The sequence below is a fragment of the Mesorhizobium sp. M2A.F.Ca.ET.037.01.1.1 genome, from assembly GCF_003998075.1.
GTDB lineage: Bacteria > Pseudomonadota > Alphaproteobacteria > Rhizobiales > Rhizobiaceae > Mesorhizobium.
This window is the reverse complement of the sequence record NZ_RZSA01000487.1, coordinates 1-4,860: the sequence shown is the minus strand read 5'-3', so window position 1 is coordinate 4,860 and position 4,860 is coordinate 1. Positions and strand designations below refer to the sequence as shown.

3 protein-coding genes and 1 pseudogene are annotated in these 4,860 nt (G+C 64.6%); 2 read left to right on the top strand and 2 right to left on the bottom strand.

Going from position 1 to position 4,860, the window contains the following annotated elements; genetic code table 11:
• A partial coding sequence (locus EOA27_RS22135; protein WP_127257175.1) for a lipid-A-disaccharide synthase occupies window positions 1-815 on the top strand: 815 nt, incomplete at its 5' end.
• Window positions 816-887: 72 nt separating this feature from the next.
• Here EOA27_RS22135 and gltA read toward each other — a convergent pair.
• Complete coding sequence (gene gltA / locus EOA27_RS22130; RefSeq protein ID WP_126060753.1) at window positions 888-2,216, bottom strand: citrate synthase; 1,329 nt, start codon at window positions 2,214-2,216, stop codon at window positions 888-890.
• Between the two features lie 180 nt (window positions 2,217-2,396).
• Entirely contained in the window at window positions 2,397-3,821 is a 1,425-nt protein-coding gene (gene gltX / locus EOA27_RS22125; RefSeq protein ID WP_126082658.1) for a glutamate--tRNA ligase, read from the bottom strand.
• Between the two features lie 103 nt (window positions 3,822-3,924).
• Between gltX and EOA27_RS22120 the strand changes: the two are divergent.
• Window positions 3,925-4,860, top strand: a pseudogene (locus EOA27_RS22120) (competence protein); the annotation flags it as partial.

Here is a 4,860-nt window from a genome sequence, read left to right as displayed (position 1 = left end):
ATGTCTGCCCGAGCGTATGGGCCTGGCGGCCGGGCAGGGCGGTGGCGATGAAGCCCTATGTCGACCATATCCTGTGCATCCTGCCGTTCGAGGTGAAGGCGCTTGCCCGTCTCGGCGGACCACCGGGCACTTATGTCGGTCACCGGCTGACGCGGGATCCGGGCGTGCTTAGCGCCGCCAAGGCGCAGAGCCAGCCGCGCGACCTCTCCGACGACCGTGTCAAGACGGTGCTGGTGCTGCCCGGCTCGCGCCGCGGCGAGGTCCGCCGGCTGATGGAACCGTTCGGCAAGGCGATGTCGGCGCTGCGCCAACGCGGCCATCGCCTGCGCCTGCTGTTGCCGACGGTGCCGCATGTCACCGAGCTGGTGAAGGCCTCGGTCGCCAGTTGGGACGACAAGCCGGAAATCATCATCGAGCCGGAGCGCAAATGGCAGGCCTTCGGCAAGGCCGATGCGGCATTGATCGCGTCTGGAACGGTGTCGCTCGAGTTGGCGCTTGCAGGCGTTCCGATGGTTTCCTGCTATAAGCTGGACCCGATTGCGCGCCAGTTGCTGCAGCATATGGTGACGACCTGGTCGGCCCTGCTGCCCAACCTGATTTCCGACCGCACGCTGATTCCGGAATTCTACGACCAGTATGTACGGCCGGAAAACCTTGCCCGGCAACTTGAGGCCCTGTTTGCCGACACCGGCATGCGCGCCTGGCAAAAGGCGGGCTTTGCCGAAATTGCCCGCCGCATGGCGACTGAACGGCCCTCCGGCGATATCGCCGCGGAAGTTGCGATGGGGTGTATCAAGAGAGCGAATAGGGAGTAGCGAATAGCGAGTGGGGGCTATCGGTTTGTCTTCTTCCCCTATTCGCTACTCGCTATCTCGCTATTCGCTCAATTACCTTTTCGCAATCGGCACGTAGTCGCGCTCGGTGGCGCCGGTGTAGAGCTGGCGCGGGCGGCCGATCTTCTGGTGCGGATCCTCGATCATTTCCTTCCACTGCGCGATCCAGCCGACGGTGCGCGCGACCGCGAACAGAACGGTGAACATGGTTGTGGGGAAGCCCAGCGCCTTCAGCGTGATGCCGGAATAGAAGTCGACGTTCGGGTAGAGCTTCTTTTCGATGAAGTAAGCGTCGGTTAGCGCGATCTTCTCCAGCTCCATCGCGATGTCGAGCAACGGATCGTCCTTGATGCCGAGCTCGCCCAACACCTCATGCGCGGTCTTCTGCATGATCTTGGCGCGCGGATCGTAGTTCTTGTAGACGCGGTGACCGAAGCCCATCAGCCGGAACGGATCGTTCTTGTCCTTGGCCCGGGCAATAAACTCCGGGATGTGGTCGACATGGCCGATCTCGCCCAGCATGTTCAGCGCCGCTTCGTTGGCGCCGCCATGCGCCGGGCCCCACAGGCAGGCGATGCCAGCGGCAATGCAGGCGAACGGATTGGCGCCGGAAGAGCCGGCGAGGCGAACCGTCGAGGTCGAGGCGTTCTGCTCGTGGTCGGCGTGCAGGATGAAGATGCGCTCCATGGCGCGCGCAAGCACCGGATTGATCTTGTACTCCTCGCACGGCACGGCAAAGCACATGTGCAGGAAATTGGCGGCGAAGCCGAGATCGTTCTTCGGATAAATGAAGGGCTGGCCGATATGGTATTTGTAGGCCATCGCCGCGATGGTCGGCATCTTGGCGATCAGGCGCATCGAGGCGACCATGCGCTGATACGGGTCCGAGATGTCGGTCGAGTCGTGGTAGAAGGCCGACAGCGCGCCGACCACGCCGCACATGACGGCCATCGGGTGCGCGTCGCGGCGGAAGCCGGTGAAGAAGCGCGACATCTGCTCGTGCACCATGGTGTGACGCGTCACGCGATAGTCGAAATCCTCCTTCTGCGCCTTGGTCGGGAGTTCCCCGTAGAGCAGGAGGTAACAGACTTCGAGGAAGTCGCCATGTTCGGCAAGCTGGTCGATCGGATAGCCGCGATGCAAGAGGATGCCGGCGTCGCCGTCGATGAAGGTGATTGCCGACTCGCAGCTTGCGGTGGAGGTGAAGCCGGGGTCGTAGGTGAAGGCGCCGGTGGTGCTGTAGAGCGCGCCGATGTCGATGACGTCAGGCCCAGTCGACCCGCTTCGCACCTTGAATTCATGGGTCTTGCCGGCGAGTTCGAGCCTGGCGGTCGACTCGTGCGCCTTGCTGCCCGGTTCCAGTTTTGTCGCAGCTTCGCTCATTCTCAAACTCCCTTTGTATCCTCATGCCGGCAAAGCAATTCCTGCAAACGACACGTCGAAGTCACCGGAATGCGCGAACTCGCCACCGCATTTTAGGAGGTGCGTGCCAATTGGGCCAAGGCCTAATGTTGCACTGCGAAACACACCTTTCAATGCCAATCTTCTTGGGCCAGTCCGCTCCTAATCGATTTGATCTCCAATGCGCGCCAGGCTTTCCTGGCGGCCCAGCACGGCCAGCACGTCGAACACGCCGGGCGATGTGCTGCGGCCGGTCAGCGCGGCTCGAAGTGGTTGGGCCACCGCGCCAAGCTTGTATCCGCCAGCCTGCGCGAACTCGCGGATCGAAGCCTCCGCCGAGGCGGCGCTCCACTCGCCCTGGACAGAAGACAACGCGCCATGCGCGCCGCGCAGAATCGCGCGCGCATCCGCGCTGAGCAAGCCCGCTGCCTTCTCGTCCAGGAGCAGTGGCCGCCCGGCAAACAGGAAAGCCGCGCCGTCCACCAGCTCCACCAGGGTCTTGGCCCGCTCCTTGAGGCCGGGCATAGCGGCAAGCAGCTGCGCCTTGCGCTTGTCATCGAGCTTTGCGGCGAGCGCCGGACCCCCTTCAAGATAGGGCAGAGTGGCGACGAAGATATCGAACAGCGCGCGATCGTCCATCTTGCGCATATGCACGCCGTTCAGCGCCTCGAGCTTGGCGAAGTCGAAGCGGGCAGCGCCCTTGTTGACGTCGCCGATGTCGAACCAGGCGATCATGTCCTCGATCGACATCACCTCGTCGTCGCCATGGCTCCAGCCGAGCCGCGCCAAATAGTTGAGCAAGGCTTCCGGCAAATAGCCCATGGCGCGATAGGCCTCGACGCCCAGCGCGCCGTGCCGCTTCGACAGCTTGGCGCCGTCGGCGCCGTGGATCAGCGGGATATGCGACATCGACGGCACCGCCCAGCCCATGGCGTTGTAGATCACGGTCTGGCGCGCGGCGTTGGTCAGGTGATCGTCGCCGCGGATGATGTGGGTGACGCCCATGTCGTGGTCGTCGACGACGACGGCATGCATGTAGGTCGGGTTGCCGTCCGAGCGCAGGATGATGAAGTCGTCGAGATCCTTGTTGGGAAAGCGCACCTCTCCCTGCACGCGGTCATGGACGACCGTCTCGCCCTCGGTCGGCGCCTTGATGCGGATGGCGCCCTTGACGCCTGCCGGCGCCTCGGAGGGATCGCGGTCGCGCCACTGTCCGTTATAACGCGGCGGCAGGCCCTTGGCTCTCGCCGCCTCGCGCATCGCCTCCAGCTCCGCCGGCGTCTCATAGCTGTAATAGGCTTTGCCCAGGCGCACGAGCTCCTCGGCCACCTCGCGATGGCGCGGGGCGCGCTCGAACTGGGAGACGGCGTCGCCATCCCAGGAAAGGCCAAGCCAGGTCAATCCGTCCAGAATGGCGGCCGTGGCGGCTTCGGTGGAGCGCTCGCGATCGGTGTCCTCGATACGCAAAAGCATCGTGCCGCCGGTGTGCTTGGCATAGAGCCAGTTGAACAGCGCCGTGCGCGCCCCGCCAATATGCAGGTAGCCTGTGGGCGAGGGGGCAAAACGGGTGACGACCTTGTCGGACATGGAACTCTCGAAGAAGCGCGCTGAGACGGCATATTTCGCGCGGGCTTTCGCGCTTTGCGCGTTCATGTAGCATAGGCGGTCTGGGGCGCAAGGGGCAGACCCGATGGCTGGACGTGGCCGGGGTACGGAGGAGGGCGGGGAAACGACAGCTGGCGTCAGCGAGCGCCTGATGTTTGCCCATGCCGAGCCCCAAGAGGCGCCGCCGATTCAGCTTCCGCAGCCGCGCGCACCAGCCGAGCATCTGCCTGATGGCCACGGCGCAGTACTGCCGGTCTCGCCAACAGCCGGCGGCGGCCGGATCCGCAAACAGCTCGGCAGCGTTTCGCTTCCCGCGCTGCGGCGAAGCGTTGCGGTCGCTGCCAGCACCGAGATCGACCGGGGCGTCGGCTTTCTGCTGGTGCCGGTGTTCCTGGCCGCCGGCGTCATCTATTACTTCTCGCTGAGCACCGAGCCTGATCTCTACAGGCCGCTTGCGGCGGTGGCGCTGATGGCTGTCTGCGCGGCGGTGTCGCGCTCCTGGCAGAAAACGCACCTTGTCTTCATGGCATCGCTTTTCTGCGCGCTCGGCTTCCTCTCGGCCAAGGTGGAGACCTGGCGGATGGCGACCCCGATGCTGGGGTCCGAAATCCAGACCCGGCTGACCGGCCGCCTGGTCACCGCCGAAGCGATGGCCAATGGCCGTGTGCGGCTGACCATCGATCTCATGTCCACCGAGCACCCGACGCTGCGCTACGCGCCGGACCGCGTTCGGCTGTCGGCGCGCAGGATCCCGTCCGGCATGACGGCAGGGTCGATGCTGACCGGCTATGCCAAGCTGCTGCCGCCGACCGGTCCGGTACGCCCGGACAGCTATGACTTTTCCTTCGACAGCTACTTTAGCGGCATCGGCGGCAGCGGCTTTTTCCTGGGCGATCCAAAGCTGTTGGCTCCGGCTTCGACTGCGCCAACGGGGGCACCCTTCGGCGCGCGCATTGCGTCGGCCGTGGAAAACGCGCGCGAAGGGATCGCCGACCACATCCGGAGCAGCATTGGCGGGTCC